Annotated in this window: 19 protein-coding genes and 1 pseudogene; 9 read left to right on the top strand and 11 right to left on the bottom strand. The window is 34.5% G+C overall.

What is annotated here, in order from left to right; all coding sequences use genetic code 11:
• Positions 1–262: 262 nt before the first annotated feature.
• A complete protein-coding gene (locus tag OOA_RS07700) occupies positions 263–613 on the top strand; it encodes a phage holin, lambda family (protein WP_008911580.1) in 351 nt (116 codons plus the stop codon).
• Between the two features lie 350 nt (positions 614–963).
• Entirely contained in the window at positions 964–2,250 is a 1,287-nt protein-coding gene (locus tag OOA_RS07695; protein ID WP_008911579.1) for a dicarboxylate/amino acid:cation symporter, read from the top strand.
• An 81-nt stretch (positions 2,251–2,331) separates the two neighbouring features.
• Here the strand turns inward: OOA_RS07695 and OOA_RS07690 are convergent.
• Positions 2,332–3,218, bottom strand: a pseudogene (locus OOA_RS07690) (LysR family transcriptional regulator).
• A gap of 122 nt (positions 3,219–3,340) precedes the next feature.
• Between OOA_RS07690 and cuyB the strand changes: the two are divergent.
• Positions 3,341–4,081, top strand: coding sequence for a cysteate racemase (gene cuyB / locus OOA_RS07685; protein WP_008911578.1), 741 nt, complete (start codon positions 3,341–3,343; stop codon positions 4,079–4,081).
• A gap of 817 nt (positions 4,082–4,898) precedes the next feature.
• Here cuyB and nqrE read toward each other — a convergent pair.
• Complete coding sequence (nqrE, locus tag OOA_RS07680) at positions 4,899–5,498, bottom strand: NADH:ubiquinone reductase (Na(+)-transporting) subunit E (RefSeq protein ID WP_008911577.1); 600 nt, start codon at positions 5,496–5,498, stop codon at positions 4,899–4,901.
• Between the two features lie 741 nt (positions 5,499–6,239).
• Between nqrE and OOA_RS07675 the strand changes: the two genes are divergently transcribed.
• Together OOA_RS07675 and OOA_RS07665 are read left to right on the top strand one after the other, a co-directional pair.
• Positions 6,240–6,722 carry a 2-thiouracil desulfurase family protein gene (locus OOA_RS07675; RefSeq protein ID WP_008911576.1) on the top strand — a complete coding sequence of 161 codons (483 nt, stop codon included), beginning with the start codon at positions 6,240–6,242 and terminating at the stop codon, positions 6,720–6,722.
• A gap of 636 nt (positions 6,723–7,358) precedes the next feature.
• Positions 7,359–8,171 (top strand): bestrophin-like domain, encoded by an 813-nt coding sequence (locus OOA_RS07665; protein ID WP_008911574.1) that lies wholly within the window; start codon positions 7,359–7,361, stop codon positions 8,169–8,171.
• Between the two features lie 96 nt (positions 8,172–8,267).
• Here the strand turns inward: OOA_RS07665 and OOA_RS07660 are convergent, their stop codons facing one another.
• Genes OOA_RS07660 through OOA_RS07650 form a run of 3 tightly spaced genes read right to left on the bottom strand, consistent with a single transcriptional unit; the run spans position 8,268 to position 10,286 of the window.
• Complete coding sequence (locus OOA_RS07660; RefSeq protein ID WP_008911573.1) at positions 8,268–9,524, bottom strand: PTS ascorbate transporter subunit IIC; 1,257 nt, start codon at positions 9,522–9,524, stop codon at positions 8,268–8,270.
• A gap of 11 nt (positions 9,525–9,535) precedes the next feature.
• The gene (locus OOA_RS07655) at positions 9,536–9,823 is read right to left on the bottom strand and encodes a PTS sugar transporter subunit IIB (protein ID WP_008911572.1); all 288 of its coding nucleotides are present in this window, start codon (positions 9,821–9,823) and stop codon (positions 9,536–9,538) included.
• Between the two features lie 19 nt (positions 9,824–9,842).
• Positions 9,843–10,286 carry a PTS sugar transporter subunit IIA gene (locus OOA_RS07650; RefSeq protein ID WP_008911571.1) on the bottom strand — a complete coding sequence of 148 codons (444 nt, stop codon included), beginning with the start codon at positions 10,284–10,286 and terminating at the stop codon, positions 9,843–9,845.
• A gap of 235 nt (positions 10,287–10,521) precedes the next feature.
• On the opposite strand from OOA_RS07650, the gene OOA_RS07645 reads away from it, so the two are divergent.
• Positions 10,522–11,556: a LacI family DNA-binding transcriptional regulator gene (locus OOA_RS07645; protein WP_008911570.1), complete on the top strand. Its 1,035-nt coding sequence runs from the start codon at positions 10,522–10,524 to the stop codon at positions 11,554–11,556.
• A gap of 130 nt (positions 11,557–11,686) precedes the next feature.
• On the opposite strand, the gene OOA_RS07640 is transcribed toward OOA_RS07645, so the two are convergent.
• A complete protein-coding gene (locus tag OOA_RS07640; protein ID WP_008911569.1) occupies positions 11,687–11,977 on the bottom strand; it encodes a hypothetical protein in 291 nt (96 codons plus the stop codon).
• Between the two features lie 1,322 nt (positions 11,978–13,299).
• Here OOA_RS07640 and OOA_RS07635 point away from each other — a divergent pair.
• Entirely contained in the window at positions 13,300–13,689 is a 390-nt protein-coding gene (locus OOA_RS07635) for a hypothetical protein (RefSeq protein WP_008911568.1), read from the top strand.
• A gap of 157 nt (positions 13,690–13,846) precedes the next feature.
• On the opposite strand, the gene OOA_RS07630 is transcribed toward OOA_RS07635, so the two are convergent.
• Together OOA_RS07630 and OOA_RS07625 are read right to left on the bottom strand one after the other, a co-directional pair.
• On the bottom strand, positions 13,847–15,475 hold the full coding sequence (locus tag OOA_RS07630; protein ID WP_008911567.1) for an FGGY-family carbohydrate kinase: 1,629 nt from the start codon (positions 15,473–15,475) through the stop codon (positions 13,847–13,849).
• A 30-nt stretch (positions 15,476–15,505) separates the two neighbouring features.
• Positions 15,506–16,234 carry an SDR family oxidoreductase gene (locus OOA_RS07625; RefSeq protein WP_008911566.1) on the bottom strand — a complete coding sequence of 243 codons (729 nt, stop codon included), beginning with the start codon at positions 16,232–16,234 and terminating at the stop codon, positions 15,506–15,508.
• Between the two features lie 256 nt (positions 16,235–16,490).
• Here OOA_RS07625 and OOA_RS07620 point away from each other — a divergent pair, with 256 nt between their 5' ends.
• Complete coding sequence (locus OOA_RS07620) at positions 16,491–17,522, top strand: LacI family DNA-binding transcriptional regulator (RefSeq protein ID WP_008911565.1); 1,032 nt, start codon at positions 16,491–16,493, stop codon at positions 17,520–17,522.
• 69 nt (positions 17,523–17,591) lie between these two features.
• Here OOA_RS07620 and fetB read toward each other — a convergent pair whose 3' ends face one another.
• Together fetB and fetA are read right to left on the bottom strand one after the other, a co-directional pair.
• On the bottom strand, positions 17,592–18,368 hold the full coding sequence (gene fetB / locus OOA_RS07615; protein ID WP_008911564.1) for an iron efflux ABC transporter permease subunit FetB: 777 nt from the start codon (positions 18,366–18,368) through the stop codon (positions 17,592–17,594).
• Between the two features lie 9 nt (positions 18,369–18,377).
• Positions 18,378–19,031 (bottom strand): iron efflux ABC transporter ATP-binding subunit FetA, encoded by a 654-nt coding sequence (gene fetA / locus OOA_RS07610; RefSeq protein ID WP_008911563.1) that lies wholly within the window; start codon positions 19,029–19,031, stop codon positions 18,378–18,380.
• A 1,034-nt stretch (positions 19,032–20,065) separates the two neighbouring features.
• Between fetA and OOA_RS07605 the strand changes: the two genes are divergently transcribed.
• Positions 20,066–20,827, top strand: coding sequence for an SDR family oxidoreductase (locus tag OOA_RS07605; protein ID WP_008911562.1), 762 nt, complete (start codon positions 20,066–20,068; stop codon positions 20,825–20,827).
• 253 nt (positions 20,828–21,080) lie between these two features.
• Here the strand turns inward: OOA_RS07605 and OOA_RS07600 are convergent, their stop codons facing one another.
• Positions 21,081–21,302: a hypothetical protein gene (locus tag OOA_RS07600; RefSeq protein ID WP_008911561.1), complete on the bottom strand. Its 222-nt coding sequence runs from the start codon at positions 21,300–21,302 to the stop codon at positions 21,081–21,083.
• Positions 21,303–21,318: the final 16 nt, after the last annotated feature.

Genomic DNA, 21,318 nt, shown 5'->3' with positions numbered 1-21,318 from the left:
TTGTATAAATTGATAATGGATTTTAATTATTAACAATGACTAAAAAAATAACACCTTTAGATTTTTATATTTATTTGTGATAATGAGCTTGTGTGATTCGCATACATAATTAAATAACTTTAGATTTATAATTAATGATTATAGTTGTTTTTTATTGTTTTATTAGGATATTAAGGATCCATTAATTTACAGTTTTATATAAAATAATAAGGGGGCTTTATTTATTGATAATAAACTAGCACTCTATTTAGGAGGTATCACTATGTATGAAAAAAATATTGATTTTTGGGTGCAAATTTTACGCTGGGTTCAACTCAATTTTCCTTTATTAAGTGGTGTTATGTTGGCGACGCTGATTGCATTTATAAGAGAATGGAGAGATGGTAATAGTTCATGGCAGTCATTAGCTGAAGCAGTAATTTGTGGAGCGATTACTGTGAGTGCTATCCAAGCACTTCAATGGTTACTCATTTATATGAATTACTCAGAGGCTTGGTCATCTCTTGCTGAATTTTGTGGAGCGATGATAGGCTTCTTGGGAACGAAAAAAATTAGTTGGATTGTTGATTCGTTTTTAATCACGATAAAAAAACGTTATGGAGAAAAAGAATAAAAGGTTAAATATTTATGCCGTGATAGAAACTTAGCTTTATGTTGTAAGAGAAGCTCCATAAAGAGGTTTATTAAGACAGATAAAAATGTGATTATGTTATTTTTTATAATGACGAACCAGTATAACGCATGCTGGTTATTTAATAATATCGACAACTTTTCAATATATGATTTAAAATCAACTAGATAAACTCATTTTCTTTCATATGCATTTTTTGCATTCTATTTCGTCCATTTGCATTTCTCTTCACGTTAAAAAAATGTAACTATCAAATTTAGTATTCAAAATACATATATTATTAATCGTAAAGGATAAACCCGCCGCTTTACAAAAATAAAATAGGGGTCAGAATGAATAAACAAAAACTCATGAAACAGATTGTTTTCGCTATTGTTTTTGGCATTATAGTAGGCTGGGGATGCCATATTTATGCAGACTCCGCAGAAGATGCAAAAGAAATAGCATCTTATATGAATATCGTTACTGATGTATTTTTGCGGTTGATTAAAATGATTATTGCACCGTTAGTTTTTGCAACTATCGTTTCAGGTATTGTATCTATGGGAGGCTCATCTTCAGTTGGTAGCATAACACTTAAGGCGATGATTTGGTTTATTTCTGCAGCGATTATTTCATTGTTGATTGGTATGGTATTTGTCAATTTATTTGATATTGGGGTAGGATTAAATTTAGCAGTACCCTCAGCCACAATAGATAGTGGTTTAAATACCTCAGGGTTTACCTTAAAAGCATTTATTACACATATTTTCCCGAAAAGTTTTACGGAAGCGATGGCAAATAATGAAATTTTACAAATATTAGTTTTTTCAATTTTCTTTGGTTCAGCATTAGCTTTTATTAGTAAAGATAAAAAAAGCCTCATCGTGACGTTAATTGAAGATCTGGCAAAAATAATGTTCCGTATTACGGATTATGTGATGAGCTTTGCTCCTATTGCAGTATTTGCAGCGATAGCTTCTGCTGTCACGGTAGAAGGTCTAGGGTTATTATATGATTACGGTAAATTAATAGGCTTGTTTTATGTTGCGTTGCTGGTTCTTTGGGCTGTCTTGTTTTTGGTAGGATATCTATTCTTAGGAAAATCCGTATTTACTTTAGGTAAATTAATTCGTGAACCTGTAGCATTGGCATTCGCAACGGCAAGTAGCGAATCAGCCTATCCCAAGACTATGGATGCGCTTGATAAATATGGTATCCCAAAGAAAGTGACTAGCTTTGTTTTACCTCTAGGCTATTCCTTTAATCTTGATGGCTCGATGATGTATCAATCTTTTGCAGTTCTTTTTATTGCGAATGCTTATGGTATTGATTTAAGTATTACGGAACAACTTCTTATATTATTGACGTTGATGGTGACTAGTAAAGGAATGGCTGGTGTCGCGCGTGCTTCTATCGTTGTTGTTGCTGCGACATTACCAATGTTTAATCTGCCTGAAGCTGGCATTCTATTATTACTTGGTATTGATCAATTCTTGGATATGGGAAGAACGGCAACAAATGTCGTAGGTAATAGTATTTCAACGGCTGTTATTTCAAAGCTTGAAGATAGAAAAAGGATTACGTCTGATGTAGAGAATATTGTTATCCATGAAGAAAAAGTAACGTCAATATCATAAGAATAGACATTACCTAGTACCTACCGCTCTCTAAGCTTTTAGAAATAGAGGGCGGTGTCTATTAATAAAAAGTAACACGAATTAAATGATTACCCGATTACGCATAAATTGCCAGAATCTTTCTGAAGAAAGGTTAAGTCTTGAGCCAGTACGGTAAATATAGACTCCCATATTGATCGATAAGTTTTGATCTAGAATAGTTAATAGTCCCTGCGAAATTTCATTTTTAATTGAATAATCAGGTAACCAGCCAACGCCATTGCCATTTAATATCATGCGTTTTAGCAGGTCGCTCATTGAAGTAACACATGATAATTCAAGTGGTAACTCAGGAAGTTTATCGGTTAATTGGTTAACTTGTCGTCCCATATAACTTTCATCGGTATATTTCATAAAGGGAAGTGGACGGCCATCAAGTGGATATAACGGATATTTATTTTCATCACATAATGAAACGAGATGTAAACGACTTTCAAGAACTTCTGAATGTAAGAAAGGCGCTGACATGAGTTCTTCATTATAAAATGAAAGAATAAAGTCACTTTGTCCTTCTTTTAGTTTTTTACTGCCTCATCCACATTAATTGATTCTATGAAAAAGATTTTATCTGAATTTTGAGAAAACTGAGAAATAAACTCGGGTAGAAGAAATACAGATAAGGAATGCGCTGCTGCTATATTAATACGCTGCTTGGTATTATCAACACCTTTTATTCTATCAATTTGAAAATAGATATCATCTAGTAAATTTCTTGCATAAACAATAAAACCTTTCCCTTGTGTTGTGAGTTGTAATGGATTGGTATTACGATCAAATATTTCAAATCCGATAGAGGCTTCAATAGCTTGTATGCGCCGACTAAAAGATGATTGTGAAATATTACGTTTTTCAGCAGCTAAAGTAAAACTACGACATTCCTCCAGTGCAACTATATCGTGCAACCATTTTATTTCTAGATTACTGATCATAAGCATCTCAATATTTATTATAGTGATAAAGTGATTATGCAAATTTAGCATACCTTATAGAAACTCTGCAATTACGGTGAAGAAGCATTATGTCATCATAATATTTATTCATAGGAGGAAATATGAAAAAAATATTAGGTATGTTAGGTGGGATGGGGCCAGGAGCTACAGCAGATGCTTTTGCCAAGCTTATTGCAAATACCAAAGCATCTCGGGATCAGGAGCATATTCCTATAATTATTGTTTCTATTCCAGATATTCCTGATAGAACAGAGAGCTTAATATATGATGGCCCATCACCATTACCCGCAATGATTGAATCATTAAGGATTTTAGAAAGTGCAGGCGTTTCTTGTATTATTATGCCTTGTAATACCGCCCATTATTGGTATGAGGAACTAAAAAAATCAGTAAGTATTCCTTTTATTAGCATTATAGATTCAGCATGTAATAAAATAATAAAGGAAAATATTAAATCAGTTGCTTTATTAGCAACAACGGCGACAATAGAAGCGGGGTTATATCAGCATAAATTAGCTGAAAATAATATTAAATGTCTTATTCCTGATGATATTGAACAGTATAAAATAATGAAAAGCATTATTGCTTATAAAGCGGGTGATTTTCATTCTGCACAAGAAATTATGTTGAGCTGTGTATCTAAGTTAGAAGAAAAAGGGATTAATAAATTTGTCATGGGTTGTACAGAAATTCCATTAATACTCAAAAACATTTCACGACAATACCCTGAAAAGTTTATTGATGCAACTGATGAGCTGATCAAAGAAACAATTAATTGGTATCAATTCGCTGATTATAGCCAACAGCAAGAAATTAATGAGGTGCTTATTAGTAGTTATTAGCCTAAAGTAATAATTTTCTTTAGAAATAAGATAGCTTAGTATTCTAGTCGCATTTTCTCTAAGAGGTTAAAGGTTGATTAAATATAAAATGATATTTGATTCATACAACGGAATACACCTTTATGGTTTGAGGTCATCAAGAGCAAATGTAGCTTGTGATAATTATTGTGTAGTTAAAATATTAGGGCTAGGGGGGACTAATATTTTATACTCTTTTTACTGTAATATTTGAGTGACAATCAGAAGAGTTTAATTCAATGACCGTATTATGCTGCGTAAAGTAGCCTAATGGATTTAATAAAAAGAGGTATTCTTCTTTTTCTCTTACGATAAAGGGTATTTTTCCTATATCTATAGACTGTAAACTTCTATTTTGACAGTTATTATCTTAAGTAATAGTTTTTACTCACAAAAAGGGTTCCTAGAAATGTGACCGCTCTTTGGTATAAGTATCTTTTACCGATTAGATTTGAGAATAAAGGAATAAAGTGGCAGTAAACAACAAAGTGTATTTAGAGAAGTGTTAGATAAGTTAGTATCAAGGCTGGTAAATTAAGGCACATGACAGGTTATCTAATTGTGCTGGGGTCAGAGGATGTACAGTTGATACTAATATGCTTGTTAATCGACTGTGTTCTGACTAATAGGAGAATTGACTGTTATGAGCTAGGTAAGCGGTAAAGCCGAAACACGACCTAAAATAGGTCATGAAAGAAGCGAGATAATTCTATTACTCACGACACCCGCTAAAGTATGATCTTTTTTTGTATGAATGCTACTTTAGCGTGTGCCTATAAATCGGTGTTTCCCAATGAATTTAAAGGGAGATGCCTGAAAAAGACATAAACCCAAGAGACATAAGTCCGACAGTTACAAAAGTAATTCCGAGACCCTTTAATCCTTTCGGTATATCCGAATATTTCATTTTCTCTCTGAGTCCTGCTAAAGCAATGATTGCTAGTAGCCAACCAATACCACATCCCGCGCCATATGTAATTGACTCGGTGAAAGTATAATCTCGTTCAACCATAAAAATGGTAGCACCAAAAATAGCACAATGAATAGTCAATAAGGGGAGAAATACACCCAGAGAAAGGTACAATGAATGAACAAATTTATCGAGGAACATTTCAAGTATTTGAACTAAAGCCGCTAATACAGCAATAAAAGTGACTAAAGATAAAAATGATAGATCAATCCCAGGAATAAGCGCATTATTTTTAAGAATGTAATGATATATTAGGTTGTTGATTGGTGTAGCGATAGTAAGCAAAAACACCACCGTTAAGCCAAGCTTAAAAGATGTTTTTACTTCTTTTGACACGGCAAGAAAAGTACACATCCCAAGGAAGAATCCTAGCGCCATATTTTCTACAAAAGCAGCCCTAACGAATATATTTAAGTGATTTTCAAGCATGTTCCCTCCTTAATGATTTTATCTTTATTTAATATAATAAAAACAGTATATTAAATAAAGTATAAACTCATAATTATGAGGTCTGTGTATAAAAAAAATAGATCATGAGCACGGATATGTATTATTGTTAACAGATTATCCTAAATTAAGTTAGCTTATTGAGCATTGTGATTCATTTAAGGATAAAGGCCTTGTAAGTATAAGGTTATGGTTAAAATCTAAAATTTTTCTATCTAAGTAATGGGAATTAAATAAATTAAATCAATGTATTACTGTATTATTGTTGTTTTTGAAAAGCTAGGTTAGTTACAATTTTATTCAAAAATTGAAATCATGATAACCTTATGTTATTTAGGTGTTTTTTTTGGCGCTTATCAATCATTGTTATTTTACCGGTCTTTAACTATGTGGCATTTTAATGATTTTTAATTAATTTAACTAAAAGTGCCATTGGAACTCATCTTTTTAAGATTGACTGTGTTTCTTGCATTATGTACAAAATCGTTAAATTTTTTGCAAAAATGACGACATAGTCGAAATAGTTATAGAAAGTTTAAATCAATAGAAAATTGGTCAGGGATGCTGGTATAATTTGAAGAGATTAGTTGAGGGTTTGGTCTAAATCAGCGACGCATAGCATACTTAAAAAATATTTTACATAGTAATAGTACAAATTCACATTACTGAGTTGTTTATTACCGAAAATTAGTATAGTACTTATTTTAATCTTGTGAGCGCCAAATGATAGCAGTGAGTTCTTGTTTGTTGGGCTATTCAGTTAGGTATGACGGTAAGCATCAGCTTTATTCACCTTTGAAACAGCTCCATGATAGAGGATTGGTAATAGGTATTTGCCCTGAAATTTTGGGAGGGTTACCTACACCGAGGCCATCGGCTGAAATTGTTGGTGGAAATGGTGAAGATGTCTTACAAGGAAAAGCGAAGGTCATTGAGGTTTCTGGGGATGACGTTACAGAACAGTACATCGCCGGCGCTAAGGTTGCGTTAGATCAATTAAAGCAACACAATATCTCTCTCGTTGTTTTAAAGGCTAATAGCCCATCTTGTGGTAGCAAACTGATATATAGCGGCTTATTTGATGGTACAGTGAAAGAAGGGTTTGGTGTTTGTACTGCACTTTTTAGACAACACAACATTAAAGTGTTTGATGAAAACGAACCAAATCTAATTGATGAAATTAAACGCTATTTATTACGAAAGTAATTCTACATTAATCATAATGTAGGGTATATGCAAAATGATAAGTATAGGCATGTACTAAAAAGCTAGTTAAAGCGAATTTCTATAACAGATTTACCTATGAGCGAAGCTAACATTAACTTCAACTATTTTGTCTGTAGACAAATCATTCGCGAGAGTGGTAGTAAGGTTAATTATTTTTGTTAGGTAAAAATCAATATGATAAAAATAAGTAAGAAAGAAAAATTTTCGCTGTGAGAAAATGATAACTAACTTAAATCTCATTGCCAATAATCTTAGCTAAAGTGGTTTTTTGATTTTAGTATTGACCTTCTTCTAATTACATGGTTATGTATTTAAAATAGCCACATCGATTATGTTTATTTATTAAAAAACAACTCGAATAAAATTCCCCCCTTATCGATTAAAAGTAAAAATTGAATAGTATAAATTTAATACTTGCTCTAAATATGATGAGTGAATGAGTAATATTAGTTTGTTTTATTGGTTTGATTTTAATTGTATTTTTTGTTTTTGCAGTTGAAAATTTGACTTTTTTCAGGGTTAAATACTTAACAATATTTTGTTCAATAAAATACTGGAAAGTTTTATTCTGCATATGGTATATCATCGTAAAATTACCTGCCTGGGCAACATAGTATGTTTAATTTTTCTGAATTAATTAATGGCACCCCTATAGATTCATTTTTGTTATTCACCATCACATTTGTATTGTTAATTCTTTCCGCATGTACAGGTAAGTTTATCTTCAAACGTAAAAATGCAAATGAGCAGGCTGAAGATGATGAAGCTAAAATTATATTAGGTGCTATTTTGTCTCTGTTAGGTTTATTGATTGGCTTTGTCTTATCAATTTCGATCAATGGATATAATAATCGTCAGCAAACTGAAGAGAATGAAGCGATTGCGATAGGAAATGCTTACCAACGTGCTCAAATACTTGATAGTAGTGATAGGGAACAGGCCATACATCTGCTACAACAATATCTAGAGGCAAGGATTGAATTTTTTAAGTCAGGTGTGAGTGATGAAAATAATCAATGGCGTCGTATATCATTAGATAAGCAAGCTGAGTTATGGGAAATCGGGATTAAGGAAGCAAACAAATCACCTAATCCTGTTATTGCATCAGTACTAACCGCATTTAGTGATCTTTATCTTTCTCAGCAAAAAACGATGGCCAGCTGGCGTCATCAGATTCCAAATGCAGCTTGGTTCTTACTGATTTTTTTTGCTATATCTGCAAATATGCTAATTGGTTTTAACATTCGAGGTACTAAAGGAAAGAATTGGCTTATTTTGATATTACCATCTTTAACGACACTCGCTCTATTTATGATTGCAGAAATAGATATTCCAGGTGAGGGAGTGATTCACGTTACTCCGGATGATTTAATATCATTACAAGAATACTTATTTAAGGAAGGGGCTTTAGTTGGAAGACTTAATTAGATATTTATTCTAAGAAAAGATAAGATAAGATAAGATAAGATAAGAAAAGATAAGAAAGATAAAATCCCCATAGTTTGAAAGCTATGGGGATTAACTTTAACGAACGATAATACCTAACAAAATACCGATGACGCCAAAATCAGCATCACTAAAGGTGGTATTCGCAATACCGATGTTACCAAGAACAGGTAACAGGAATACTGGAAGGAAAGTAATTAATAAACCTTGTGCAAATGCACCTAAAATTGCGCCACGACGCCCACCTGTTGCATTACCAAATACACCAGCTGCTGCTCCTACAAAGAAATGGGGTACAACACCCGGTATAATGATGGTCATATTTAATGCATACAGAATAAACATGCCAATAATACCAGCAGCAAAGCTGCTTAAGAATCCAACTAAAACTGCATTTGGTGCATAAGGGAAGACAACTGGGCAATCTAATGCAGGTTTTGCATTAGGAACTAATTTGTCTGAAATTCCTTTAAATGCTGGAACTATCTCTGCAATGACCATACGAACACCTTGCAGGATAATATACACACCTGCTGCGAATGTAATAGATTGCATTAATGAAAACATGAACCAATTTTTACCACCACTGACTTCTCGCACATAATCTGCACCTGCAAAAAGACAAGTAATAATGAAAATAATAAACATGGTGAATGAGATAGCAACAGGCGTATCACGTAGGAAAAGTAGGCTTTTAGGTACATTCATGTCCTCTGTTGAATGCGCTTTATTACCAAATTTACTACCAATGAAGCCCGCTAAAACATATGAAATGGTAGAGAAGTGCCCAATTGCTACATCATCAGACCCTGTGACTTTTTTCATGTACGGATGTGCAATTGCAGGGAAAAACACCATACAAAAGCCGACAATCAATGAGCCAACAGCCACTAACATGGTACCTTCCATACCTGCCGTTGCGAGAATAACGGCAACCATCATCGACATGAATAAGGTGTGGTGACCTGTCAGGAAGATAAATTTCCATGGAGTCAGGCGAGCAATCAATATATTGATTAACATAGCAAAGAACATAATCATTGCCATTTCACGGCCAAAACTCTTCTGTGCGATGGAAACAATGGCTTCGTTATTTGGGACGACACCTTTGATACCAAATGCGTGCTGGAAGATTGCTGAAAAATCACCCAAAGAACTTACGACTAGACCTGCACCAGCACCAAGGATCACAAAACCCATAATAGTTTTGATTGTTCCTTTAATGCATTCAGTAGCGGGTTTTTTCTGGGCAATAAGACCAATAAGTGCGATTAAACCGACTAAAATAGCAGGTTCAGATAATACATCTTGCATCAGAAAACGAAAAAATGACATATTACCTCCGCTTATAGTGCGCCGAGTTTATGCAGAGCGACGCTCAGATGTTCCTTCATCGCCACTTTATCGATCATATTTTCAAGGGCAACAATTTCGCCAGCCACTTGTTGAGCAACTAATTGCTCAGCAATATCTTTAGTGCCGACAAAAATATCACTTGGAGTACCTTTTGCTGAACCAAGATCAACATGGTCAACATCTGCGTTGACTTGAAGATCTTTTAAAATTGTTTTGATGCTCATTTCCATCATTAGGCTAGTGCCAAGGCCATTTCCACATACAACTGTAATTTTCATGTTATTTCCTTTTAAATTATTAATAACGAGCGATGATTTTAAGAATGTCATCTACGTTTTCTGATTGCATGATATTGTCAATATCTTCTTGGTTATCAAATAGTTCTGCAAGTTTTGCGATAGCACCAATGTGGCTATTACTATCAGTTGCAGCAAGAACGATTAATAGTTTGATTGGGTCGTTGCCATCGGAACCAAATTCCACACCTTGCTTGATAACAGTAAGACCCAGTGATAGCTGGTTTACGCCATCTTCAGGGCGGGCGTGTGGCATAGCGATACCAGGACCTAATACATAATAAGGACCTATTTTTTCATGTGAATGAATGATGGCATCAACATAAGGTTGTTCGATTGATTGATTTTTGATTAGTGGCGTGCAGGCGATATGAATCGCTTCTCGCCAGTCGTTTGCACTTTCTACAATCTGGATGACGTTAGGTGTCAGTAAAGTCGTTAGCATTAAATTTGCTTCTGGTAACGTAACACTATTTTTAGCTTTTCTTTTGACTGACTCGCATAGTAGTGATCAATGATAGCGCTATCTAGCTGAATTATTCATTTTCGTGATAGCGCTATCATTTCAGGTAAATATAATAAATATAAAGGAGTGGGGATGAAAGTCCGCTGATTAACAACGCTAACCTGTGATAAGTTATAGTAGATTAATGATGAACTTGAGCGAAAAATAGTCTTTCATGGAAAAAATACGTAAAAGAAAAAATACTGGGCGAGTTACCTTACAAGATGTAGCAAAATACGCAGGCGTAGGTTCAATGACCGTATCGCGCGCTCTTCGGACCCCTGACTTGGTCTCAGATAAACTACGTGAAAAAATTAATGAAGCTGTTACTGAACTTGGCTATATTCCCAATTCTGCTGCTGGTATATTAGCATCAGGGCAAAGCCGTACTATTGCAGTGCTTGTTCCTTCATTGAGGGATTATGCAAGTTCGGTTTTTTTGCAATCATTACAGGACATCTTAAATAATAAGGGATATCAGGTTGTTATCGGCAGTCATGATTATCAGCAAAAAAAAGAATCTGAAGTTCTATTTACGTTATTACAAAGTAACCCCGCAGCTTTAGTTATTTTTGGCGCCATCAATTCGGAGAGTGTTTTTAGTTACCTTAAGAATATTGATATTCCTGTCATTGGTGTTGCTGGTGAATCGACTCATTCGTTTTCACTGAATATTGGCAGTAATATTGGTGAAGCAGTTTATTTTTTAACGAATTATATGCTGCAAAAGGGATATAAAAAAATTGGCTATATTGGCGCTCAAATGGATAGCAAAATACAAAGTCAGCAGCTCAATGGCTGGACTAAAGCAATGCTTAATCACTACCATAGCGCAGAACAAAGTATTACGACCCCTTATGTTGCAACAATGGATTTTGGGCGCCAATCGATCAGTGAAATGTTAACTCGTCAACCTGAGCTTGATGCTGTTATCTGTAGTCATGAAATGCTAGCGCTTGGTGTAATATTTGAGTGTCAAAGACGTTTAATTAAAATTCCATCGATGTTAGCAATTGCTTGTGTTGAAGGTTCATCTAACTGTGATCATATTCATCCGTCATTAACATCGGTTCGTATTGACTACAGTAAAATAGCACGAGAAACAGCAAAAAAACTGCAAAAATGGTTAGCAGATCCTAATTATGATTATTTAAATCAACAAGAAGAGATTATCTTTCCTTATAAATTTGAAGCGAGACAAAGTGCTTAATAGTAAAATGAGGAGTTTGGATTTTTGATTAACACTGAAGAGGACGAGTGCTAGCTTTCAGCTAGAATAGTAAGCTCAATATTCATGCCTCCTAAGAGTGAGCTAAGAGGCATGATATAAGATAGAGAGGTTACATTTTGTTTAATATAGCCTGCCGATTAATAAAATGGTCTTCTGCCTGTTGTAAATAATGTTCTATTAAGTTGTAAATCCCAGCCCGTTGAATATATAAACCAATATTATTTTTCAATACAGGCTCGACTTGTTTGATAAATTCCTTCAAAAAATCACTTACTTTTAAATTCCTAGGTGCAATATTTAAATGATAGAACTGATAGATATACGAAATTTGTGAGTGAGAAATTGAATCGCTTTGGCTAAAATTATTGATCGTAAGTAAAAGTAGCTGAATATTTGTCATAATGCCCCCTATCTTCGAGACAGTCTGATGTTATCTGAGTTAGATTAAATCAAATATTAAAATTAGTCTTATTTTTTTAGATTTGTATTATGAGCTATACATTATAAGAATATTCTGTAATTTGATAATATTATCTCTCGCGAGTAGGTGTTAATACTTAGCGTGGGGTATAAGTAAAGGCTATAAATTAATTAATATTATTAATGCTCAAATTGAAAATGAAATTCATTTACTCGTTTATGGTGTTTGAATTAATTTCATTTAAAAAATAATCATAAATGGAACTTAACAATTAATTAAATAACCAATATTGATACTAAACTATAAAAATTCAAGTCAATATTTAATGTGTATTAAAAAATAGAAGTTAAAATTTTTAAATTAAAACCATTGAATATCAATTGTTTAAGTTATTTTCAATACTTAGGTTTTATTTTAAATAAGAATTTTTGGGGTAGGGACCCCCTACACCTGTCATGTTTTATGCGGAATTATTGTTAATTATATTTATCTACCAAATAATAAGTTTTCATATTTTTATGATTAATTTCATAGCTATACCTTGCTTATAGGCTTATTGGACGCATTAATTTTTTTAGAGATATATTATAACATAAAATTAACAAGATTAAAATTTTAACCAAATTGTAATGTTTGGGGTAATTACCTTATCTAGATTGAATTATTATTTTTTAGCTCTTTAAAAGTTGAATATCATGAATTATAACACTTCACATTTTGACATGTCATTTTAATGTTTCTACTGATTATAAACATAATGAAACAGATAGTATTGAATTGAAAAATTTATTTGTTTTTATTGACCATGAAAAATAAAGAATGGCAAATACTTAAGATAAATAACTATTTTGATTATTGGATAATGATTATTTTTATAAATTAAAAGATAAAAGCTAACAGTTTAGTAGGAAAGGGCTCTTATTTTAAATGAATATACCTGATAGAATTAATTATGGCTAAGCTTTGTTAGATGGGAATACTCATTTAAATTGTGTTAATCGTATATGCATCGTATATGCATCGTATATGCAATGGTTATTTTATCACTTACTAGTCTCTATTTTAATTATATAATAAGGTAAATTTAAGTTGATATACTAGGCATAGTTTAAATTGTAATGATTATTGACTAGTGATTAGATACTAGAATGAGATAATTTATGCTCGACAAAGCCAAATTTTATCAGAAATCGCGGGTTTTATTATATAAATGAGCGTTGTAAACCAATGTCTCATTCAATAAAAAATAATTTTTTATGTTAATTATCAGAGTACTAGTTGTATTATAAAAGAGCGTGAAAATGAATGTCGTAAAATTGCTCACTGTCATATTACTTATAGGTTGTTCTTTCCTATTAGGCGTGGCTGTTAACTACAAACCAACACCTGATTTGCTTCATTTAGTGAAATACAATGTTTCAGACTATTTGTCTTATCCAGAATCTGCGTCATTTAGAAATGTGAAATATAACTTTCTACGTAAGACAGTAGATGAAGGTGAAGTCGGGTATGTTTGTGGTGAAGTATTTAGAGTTAAAAATGAAAAATTGGAAGGCTATAAAAGATTTGCAGTAAAAATTTATGATAACAGTGATGGGCGAGTTTCTCTTTCTATTCCGCTAGTTGAAGGAGATAATGATTTTCTTCCACTTTCAGTAATGGAAGCGGTATGGAAAAAATATTGTCATTGAGCGATTTACCATAAGTGATTGTTAATATTTTAAACAATTAATTATCTATTTAATAACAATGTGGGATGTGATAATTAAGTTTCTTTGCATGGATGTAATACTCATTTCAGTTATTAAAAAAGAAAGCCGACTAAAGGCTTTCTTTATAGTTTATTCATTATCCTTTTAATGTTCTAGCACATTGCTGCAAATACTCGAAAGAAGTAAATCGTAAATTATGACGTTCTCGATATGCTTCATTTGGTTGGTATGTAAGGTCAATAGAAGAGAAGCTAGTCATTGCATCTCTCACATTTTCACAGACGCCACCCGCCACAGCACCTAAAATTGCAGATCCCAACAAAACGGGTTCGCTCGCTAGGGTCGAAATAACAGGAACCCCACAAGTATCAGCTAAAAGCTGACGTACTAATGGGTGTTGCCCCGCACCTCCGCTGACCACGATATTTTTTATAGCAGCGCCTGAATTTGCTTGCGCTTCGATAATTTGGCGCAGCCCATAGCCAATTCCACAAAGACCGGCGGTATAGAAAGATAAAAGGTTTTCTAAACTGTTATCCATTGAAAGACCTGCAATGGTCGCTCGAGCATGTGGATCGGCAAACGGTGCTCTATTGCCTAAAAATTCAGGAACAATATGGATCCCATCGGTTAGTTCAATCGCTTGCGAAGCAGATTTCATTCTGCTCAAAACTAAATCAGCAAGAAATACAGGGAGTGATAAATCTTTTTCTTTTGCTAGTCTTTTGGCATCAGCGGCCGCAGGATGGAGTGATAATAGTTGGTCAATAGCTGCACCAGCAGCACTTTGCCCACCTTCATTTAACCACATTCCAGGCACCATCGCTGAGAAATAAGGCCCCCAAACTCCAGGAATAAATACGGGTTCCTGTGTTGTGGTCATGGTACATGATGAGGTACCAAAAACATAAGCCATGTTTAGGGTTGCATTGCCATTTACACCTACAGTACCTATGCCACCAGCATGGGCATCAATCATACCCGCTGCAACAGGCGTTCCTGCAAGTAATCCCATCTGTGTTGCTGCTTCAATCGTTAACCCTGAGCCACAAGGTGTACCGGGCTCAACGATGTGTTGCCCTATGCGCGCAAAATTTTCATTTGCGAGTTCTTCAAGTCCAATTTGTTTGAAATAGCTCTCATCCCAACGTTTTTCATGCGCTAGATAAGTCCATTTGCAAGTTACTGTACAGGTTGAACGCGCCTCTGAGCCAGTAGATTTCCATGTTAAGAAATCAGCAAGATCAAAAAATTGCCAAGCTGCGTCAAAGGTTTGTTTGCGGTTTTCTTTTAACCAAAGAATTTTAGGGGTTTCCATTTCTGGGGAAATTTTACCACCAACATAATTCAACACAGGATGCTTCAACGCATTAATTCGTTCAGCTTGTTCTGTCGCACGATGATCCATCCATACAATGATATTTCGGTTAGGATCATCTGACTGACTCACCGAGATAGGTTGTTTATCTTGTCCAAGGACAACAAGAGAACAAGTTGCATCGAAACCAATTCCAGCGACTTGTTGTGCTGTTTTTCCAGAAAGTACCATCGATTTTTTTATACAATCGCAGACTGCAAACCATATCTCATTGCTAGATTGTTCGACAACATGGGCGCCTTCACGATAAAGGGTAATGTCTTGCTTGGCGGAAGCAAGCATTTTGCCATTTAAATCAAAGATACCTGCACGTGCACTTCCTGTGCCGACATCAACACCAATAACAACTTTATCTTCACGTGGTAAATTATGAGCTGACTTATTCATGTTTTCTCCTTCAGCGATAGCGCTTATTGATTAGAGATCAACACTGTTTGGCAGAATAACCAAATCGCGAATAGTGATATTTCTTGGACGTGTCAGCATAAACAAAACTGCTTCTGCGACTTCAATGGGTTGCATCAAGCTACCATTAGCTAAAGCTTCTTCCATTTTTTCTTTTGGCCAATCATCTAAGAGCGCAGTGACAACAGGGCCTGGAAGTACAGCTCCAACTCTAACACCATGTTCAGAAACTTGGCGGCGAGTTGAGTGGACAAATGCTTGAACAGCAAATTTTGATGCAGTATAAATCGGTTCCCAAATGACAGGAACAACGCCAGCAATAGAGCTAGTGAAAAGGACATCACCTGATTTTTGTGCAATAAAGTGAGGTAACACAGCTCGAACACTTCGAAAGGCGGCATTAATATTCAGATTGAGTACTTTATCCCACACATCAGGATCGCCCTCAGCAACTGGCCCACCAATATAAGCACCTGCATTGGCATGAAAAATATCTAAACGGCCTGCTTTTTTAATAATTTCATCAAGCATTCCATCAACTTGCTTAGTATCCATTAAGTCGATAACTAACGGGATCGCATTCTCACCCAGTTCAGCAACTAATTGATTTAATCTTTCTTCGGCTCGGTCAACTAATACAACTTTCACACCTGCGTTAATGAGTGTGCGTGCGCATTCAAGACCAATACCAGAAGCAGCTCCTGTAATTGCGGCAACTTTGTTTTCTAGTGAAATAGCCATTGTTATTACTCCAATAAATTTTAAGCACAGTAGGTAAGTAAATAAAAACAATTAAAATCAAAGAAATAAACCAAATCATAGCAATGTTTGAATTGAGAACAGTTAGAAAATTGATATTGCACTCATCAAGTGGGGGAACGAACAATGACCAATACCAAATTAATATTCATCAATTTCAAAATTGCTCAATCGATGTAGCAGTATTGCGAGTTTTCATCTTTGGTGTCAAGCTAGCAAAAAATGGAGATAAAAATTTGTGACAAAGATCAGACAAAATAAAAAAACAACGATCTATGACCTTGCTGAATTAGCAGGTGTTTCTGCCAGTGCTGTGAGTGCAGTACTAAATGGTAATTGGCAAAAAAGACGAATTAGCGTCCAGTTAGCTGAAAAAATCATGCGCATAGCAGAAGAACAGAACTACTCAGTTAATAAACAAGCTAGTTTATTACGCAGTGAAAAATCTAATATTATTGGTATGTTAGTGCCAAAGTATGACAACCGTTATTTCGGTTCAATTGTGGAGTGTTTTGAAGAAAAAGCGCGTGAAAGAGGGTTGTTTCCTATTATTACGTGTACCCGCCGTGATGCAAGTTTAGAAATTGAGGCAGCAAAGGCAATGTTGTCTTATCAAGTCGATTGGTTAATTGCAACAGGAGCAACGAATCCAGATAAAATCAGCGAAATTTGTGCAGCTTCAGGTGTTCCAACACTAAATCTAGACCTTCCGGGTAAACTTGCTGCTTCTGTTATTTCGGATAATTACAGCGGAGCTAAAGCATTAACTCATCGTATCTTACAGAAAAATAAGCTTAAAAGGGCTAGAGATGATGCATTGATCTTTATTGGTGGTAGGCAATACGATCATAATACCCGTGAACGTATTCGTGGTTTTATTGATGCGCATGAAGATCAAGGGATAGCGATTACAGAGCACAATATACTAGCTTGTGGTTATGCACCTGAAAAGGCTGAAAAAGCATTACATGATTTTGCGTGCCAATTTTCATTTGAGCATTGTGGGCTGTTTGTTAACTCGACGATTTCTCTCGAGGGTGTGATGCGATGGCTTGTTTCTAAGGGGTATACGGGAGAGCATCAGCCTGAAATGGGGTGTTTTGACTGGGATCCTTTTGTTGCTCTTTTGGGGCATGATATTGAAATGGTGAAACAAGATGTACCGACAATGCTAAATCATATATTTGCTTTGATTGACACTGAAAATAAAGGTAAACAGCTTATTGAAGTGCCGCCGATCTCTGTCGGTGATGGGCGCATATTCAAATAATAAGCTTAGCATCACGCTTGATATGAAGGGGCAATAATTATCATGTATATCAAGCGTGATATTGCGGTTCTATCTATTTAAGGTATTAACGAGTAGTTGATGGCGAGAGTTATAAAACTTAATATAAGTCATATAACCAGCTAAAATCGTTGATAAACTAGCAGTCGCAATGAGCATAAATGTGACCATAATTTGATATTTTACGGCTTCAAGCGGGTCAACTCCGGCAAATATTAATCCAGACATCATACCCGGTAAACTCACAATACCGACAGTTTTCGCGGAATCGACAGTTGGAATAAGTGAAGCTCGAATACTTTCACGAATGATGGTAGCAGAAGCAATTTTTGGTGTAGCACCTAAACTTAACATTTCTTGTATTTGCTGTTGTTGGCTGCTAAAGCGCTGACCTAAATTGTTAAAGCACAACCCTACCGCAATCATGGCATTTCCAGCAATCATCCCTGTAATCGGGATCACTTGCATCGGCGTGAAAGCTATCGCTTTAGTGATTATTAATACAAATAGTGTCACAAGTGTACCTGATGTGATTGCTATAAATGCAGTTAAAAAGATTTTATCGATATATTTACTACGTTTTTTTGCATTCCACGCGGCATTGAAACAAATAAACATCACCATAATGACAGTAAGAATTGCATGATCGACATTGAATATATAAGTGAGAATATAGCCAACAATGAGCAGTTGAATAATCGCGCGAACGGTGCTCCAAATGATATCCTTCTCTAGTGCTAACTTTTCTTTATGACTGATAAAAATAGCCACTAAAACAAGCATAATAGAAAAGCCAAGTGATTCATTGGTAATAGCAGGTTGATGCATGGTTATTTCCTACTTATCGGTGTTGTGAACAGGAAGGGTGATAATATCATCGGCATGTGAAATTTCATCTTGGTCATGAGTGACCCACAAAATAGCAATGTTTTGTTGCGAGGCAAATTGGTGAATAAGTTCATTGACTTTTACTTTATTTACGTCGTCTAATGCGCTAGTTATTTCATCTAATAATAAAATCTGTGGTAAGAATTGTAGATTTCGAATCAATGAGATACGTTGTTTTTCTCCACCGGATAATTCATTAATACTTTTTTCTAGAATAGTTTCAGGCAATAAAAAATAGTCCAGATCTTGTAATATTTTATTCTTATTGAACTCCACTTTTCGCAATTGATAAGGGAAAATTAAATTATCATAGACTGTTGAGCCAAATAAGCTGGGGGTTTGGGTACAATAAGAAACTTGCTGGCGGTATTCTTCAGGTGCCACTGTTGTGTAATCACATTTATCAAACAGTATTTTCCCTGAAGAAGGGGAGAGCAAAGATGCGATAATTTTTAACAGTGTACTTTTACCGCAGCCGGATGGACCTGTAATGAGTTTGAACTCCCCAGCAAATAAATCAAACTGCACTTTATCGAGTATCGTCTTATCATTAATGATGTAACCGATATCCTCTAATTGCAATAAAACGCGATTTTTATCCATTTTTACGTTTAGCCTATCAAGTTAATCTAATTTCAATAAAGAAAATTTTTAATAATTGGCTGTTTTTCCCTAAAGCATCTGAGAAATACAGTTCTGATCTAATTCTATACCTGTCATACATTAAGTTATATGAGAATTAATTCTGTTCGGCAATTCAAAACATATATCTTGCTATGTATCTTGGTTTTACCTCTCTTAGTCTAATAAATACAGGCCTAAAAATATTATGCGATATTAAAACCTAAAGTTATAGAGTTAGATCAATTTTTATCATGAATTCAAGTTGTGATTAAATACCTCTGAGTCTGGATTCTTAAAATAAGACTTGTTATTCAATATGATAATGTCAATTTGGTTATGGTATTATAAATGCAAATATTGATGAGTATTGTCATTTTTTACTGAGGATCAACTCCGATTTGAATTGTCATTCAACAATAAAAATTTCGACATGAAACGTTTACTTATCATCTTAGGTAAATTAATTGCTATGATGAAACTGATGATAAAATTAGCGATTAATTTTTCAAGTTAGAATCATTGTACTGGTTTAGGGTTCTGACAATAATATATTGTTAGTATTAACTATTAGTTTTGTTTTAAAATCGATAGATTTCGCTTTTTTCACGAGACAAATCCGAATGACATATTATTGCAATAACGGTACTTAACTATAAATAAGATATTCGAAATATTTTTTAATTTAAAAATTGTTATTCAATAGAAATGGCATGGCTGATAGGGAATTAGCATAATTATAGATGCTATTTTTGTTAGTTAATATTTATGCTAACATAACAAATATTCAATTTATTTTGAAATTTGAACATATGCTCTTAAATGGAAGGATGCTAAATTAATTATGAGAGATAGGTCATTTTTTTAATGGTGTGTTATGGCTGTCATGCTATTGTTTGGATATATTATGTTGGTAAAGATAATATTATATTTTTAATTAATCTCCATCTTGTTTTTATAAACTTCGAGATGCTGACTATATTAGGCATTCTACTGGTTATTATAAGGAGTTATAAATGAACAACTTTAAAGGTTATGATACTAATTTTTCTTTAGCGGGAAAAACAGCTCTTATTACTGGTGGAGCCGCTGGTATTGGCTTGGCAATTGCAAAACTGTTTGTTGAGAAAGGTGCAAAAGTGGCATTAATCGATAAATCTGACCAAGTGAAACGAGTCGCAATGGACATGGTGAACACCATTGGCATAGCGTGTGATATTACGCAATCTGACTCAGTGAAGCAGGCGATTGATCAGGTTGTTAATCATTATAATTCCCTTGATATTGTTGTGAACTGTGCTGGTGTAGTGGCGTTAGCACCCGCAGAATCCTTAAGTGAGTCAGATTGGGATTTAACCATGAATGTGAACCTAAAAGGGACATTTTTAGTTAGTCAATGTGCCGGTAATTTCATGATAAAAAAAGGAAAAGGGAAAATTATTAACTTAGCATCTCAAGCTGGCGTGATTGCGTTAGAACAGCATGCAGCCTACTGCGCTAGCAAAGCCGCCATTATTGGTTTGACGCAAGTATTAGCTCTAGAGTGGAGCCAAAAAGGGATCCAAACCAACGCGATTTCTCCAACTATCGTCTTGACCGAATTAGGCAAAAAAGCGTGGTCGGGTGAAAAAGCGGAGGTAATGAAAGAAAAAATTCCTGCTCGTCGTTTCGCATTCCCTGAGGAAATCGCGGCTTGTGCCTTATTTTTAGCCAGTGATGCATCGGATATGATTACTGGCCATAACCTCGTGATTGATGGCGGCTATAGTATTCAATAAATATTTAATATCCATCATACATCAAGTTGTATGGTTATTAGTGGCATTCATATAGCCGAGTTACATAATTAACTATGTGACGTCGCTATATTCATTTTTGTCCTAAATTAATTTTAACTTAAATCCTACTTTGTAATTATGATATTACAACCGAATAACAGGCTCGTTATTCGGTCTATTTTTATGTGTGAAATGAAATTTTAAATAATGGAGTTAAAAGGCTAATATAATAAAAGTATTAGCCTTGATAATTTTATTTTTCAGAATGATCTAATGATAGGTGCATATTAATTAAATTGTTAACGATAAAACCAAAGTGTTTGAATAGTAATTGAGAAGCTGCAGACTCTCGAAAACTTGATATGCCTATGAATAATCCATCCAATCCAACATATTTACCGCAAGGAACTTCTGCGATATCAATGCTAAGAATACGGGTCGTATATGCGAGTCTATTGTATTTTTGTGTACTCATCGCAATCCCCTAAATA

Source organism: Providencia burhodogranariea DSM 19968 (genome assembly GCF_000314855.2).
GTDB lineage: Bacteria > Pseudomonadota > Gammaproteobacteria > Enterobacterales > Enterobacteriaceae > Providencia > Providencia burhodogranariea.
Note: the sequence above shows the minus strand (reverse complement) of the source record. Positions and strands in the feature narration are given on the sequence as shown.

Coding starts and splice junctions, on each gene's coding strand:
- OOA_RS07700 (WP_008911580.1), top strand. CDS start 263: ATGTATGAAAAAAATATTGATTTTTGGGTGCAAATTTTACGCTGGGTT.
- OOA_RS07695 (WP_008911579.1), top strand. CDS start 964: ATGAATAAACAAAAACTCATGAAACAGATTGTTTTCGCTATTGTTTTT.
- cuyB (WP_008911578.1), top strand. CDS start 3,341: ATGAAAAAAATATTAGGTATGTTAGGTGGGATGGGGCCAGGAGCTACA.
- nqrE (WP_008911577.1), bottom strand. CDS start 5,498: ATGCTTGAAAATCACTTAAATATATTCGTTAGGGCTGCTTTTGTAGAA.
- OOA_RS07675 (WP_008911576.1), top strand. CDS start 6,240: ATGATAGCAGTGAGTTCTTGTTTGTTGGGCTATTCAGTTAGGTATGAC.
- OOA_RS07665 (WP_008911574.1), top strand. CDS start 7,359: ATGTTTAATTTTTCTGAATTAATTAATGGCACCCCTATAGATTCATTT.
- OOA_RS07660 (WP_008911573.1), bottom strand. CDS start 9,524: ATGTCATTTTTTCGTTTTCTGATGCAAGATGTATTATCTGAACCTGCT.
- OOA_RS07655 (WP_008911572.1), bottom strand. CDS start 9,823: ATGAAAATTACAGTTGTATGTGGAAATGGCCTTGGCACTAGCCTAATG.
- OOA_RS07650 (WP_008911571.1), bottom strand. CDS start 10,286: ATGCTAACGACTTTACTGACACCTAACGTCATCCAGATTGTAGAAAGT.
- OOA_RS07645 (WP_008911570.1), top strand. CDS start 10,522: ATGGAAAAAATACGTAAAAGAAAAAATACTGGGCGAGTTACCTTACAA.
- OOA_RS07640 (WP_008911569.1), bottom strand. CDS start 11,977: ATGACAAATATTCAGCTACTTTTACTTACGATCAATAATTTTAGCCAA.
- OOA_RS07635 (WP_008911568.1), top strand. CDS start 13,300: ATGAATGTCGTAAAATTGCTCACTGTCATATTACTTATAGGTTGTTCT.
- OOA_RS07630 (WP_008911567.1), bottom strand. CDS start 15,475: ATGAATAAGTCAGCTCATAATTTACCACGTGAAGATAAAGTTGTTATT.
- OOA_RS07625 (WP_008911566.1), bottom strand. CDS start 16,234: ATGGCTATTTCACTAGAAAACAAAGTTGCCGCAATTACAGGAGCTGCT.
- fetB (WP_008911564.1), bottom strand. CDS start 18,368: ATGCATCAACCTGCTATTACCAATGAATCACTTGGCTTTTCTATTATG.
- fetA (WP_008911563.1), bottom strand. CDS start 19,031: ATGGATAAAAATCGCGTTTTATTGCAATTAGAGGATATCGGTTACATC.
- OOA_RS07605 (WP_008911562.1), top strand. CDS start 20,066: ATGAACAACTTTAAAGGTTATGATACTAATTTTTCTTTAGCGGGAAAA.
- OOA_RS07600 (WP_008911561.1), bottom strand. CDS start 21,302: ATGAGTACACAAAAATACAATAGACTCGCATATACGACCCGTATTCTT.